The 1,387-nt window shown below is 55.3% G+C and carries 1 pseudogene; it reads right to left on the minus strand.

The features are described 5' to 3' along the window. Positions 1-36: 36 nt before the first annotated feature. Positions 37-1,274, minus strand: a pseudogene (locus tag AO268_RS33045) (IS110 family transposase). Positions 1,275-1,387: the final 113 nt, after the last annotated feature.

A 1,387-nucleotide genomic window follows, 5' to 3' on the forward strand; every position in this document is an offset into this window, starting at 1 on the left:
TGACGCCTTAAAAGTTGAGCAATAGGAAGCCAGGGCCTACGCACCAGTTGGTTCTACCTGCTCAAGCTTGAACGTGTCGCCGTAATGCAGGACGGCCCAGGCCATCCTTGCATTCTTGGCGGCAATCGCGACGGCCGCACGCCAGTAACCGCGACGTTCAATCAGATTGCGGATCCAGCGACTAAATGGATCTTGTTTATCGCCCAGGTTGGCCATTACAGATCGAGCCCCGAGCACCAGTAGACTCCGTAAATAGGCATCCCCGGCTTTGGTGATACTCCCCAAACGCTGCTTTCCACCGCTACTGTACTGACCCGGCGTCAGTCCGAGCCATGCAGCCACTTGGCGACCATTTCTGAAGTCGTGCCCATCCCCAATACTGGCAACCAAGGCACTCGCCGTGGTCGAGCCAACCCCGCGCAATTGCAGCAAACCGAGCCATGCAGCCACTTGGCGACCATTTCTGAAGTCGTGCCCATCCCCAATACTGGCAACCAAGGCACTCGCCGTGGTCGAGCCAACCCCGCGCAATTGCAGCAACCTACGGCTACGATCATCTTCACGAGCAATCTGGCTGATTGCTCGATCAAGCTCTACCAAGCGGTCCTCGATATGGCTGGTGTGCTCTAACAGTTCACTCATGCACCGTTTTGCCCAGCCAGGCAAGCTGTCCAGATAAAATCAAGCTCTACCAAGCGGTCCTCGATATGGCTGGTGTGCTCTAACAGTTCACTCATGCACCGTTTTGCCCAGCCAGGCAAGCTGTCCAGATAAGGGCCAATCTCTCTTCTCAATCGCTCTGGGCTTTGCGGCAGGACCACCCCAAATTCAGAAAGTAATCCCCGCAGTCGGTTGTAAGAAGCTGTGCGCTCTTCGATAAATCCCTGCCGAGTGCGATGAAGGCAAAGAGTCGCCTGTTGATGCTCGTCCTTGACGGGTACGAACCGCATGCTGGGTCGGGTCACTGCCTCACAGATTGCAGCAGCATCTGCTGCATCATTCTTACCGCGCTTACCTGACATCCGATAAGGAGCAACGAGTTTAGGAGCCATCAACCTGACAGTATGTCCGTGCTGAACAAACACCCTCGCCCAGTGGTGCGCCCCTGAGCAAGCCTCCATACCAATCAAACACGGCGGTAACTGCGCGATCAATGGCACCAACTGATCACGCGCAACCTTCGGTTTCACCAATATGGCTTTGCCAGCCTCATTGACGCCGTGAACGGCGAACACCGTCTTGGCTAAATCGATTCCCACCGTGATAACTGACATTGGCTTCCCCTCCAGTAATTGATGCAGTTATGAAACTTCATCATGGCACCTTGATGCCGCCTCGCGACTTTCGCCGCGGACTTGGACGGGGAAGTCCCTTTCATTCGCTAAGC

The organism is Pseudomonas sp. ICMP 8385 (genome assembly GCF_002699915.1).
Classification (GTDB): domain Bacteria; phylum Pseudomonadota; class Gammaproteobacteria; order Pseudomonadales; family Pseudomonadaceae; genus Aquipseudomonas; species Aquipseudomonas gessardii.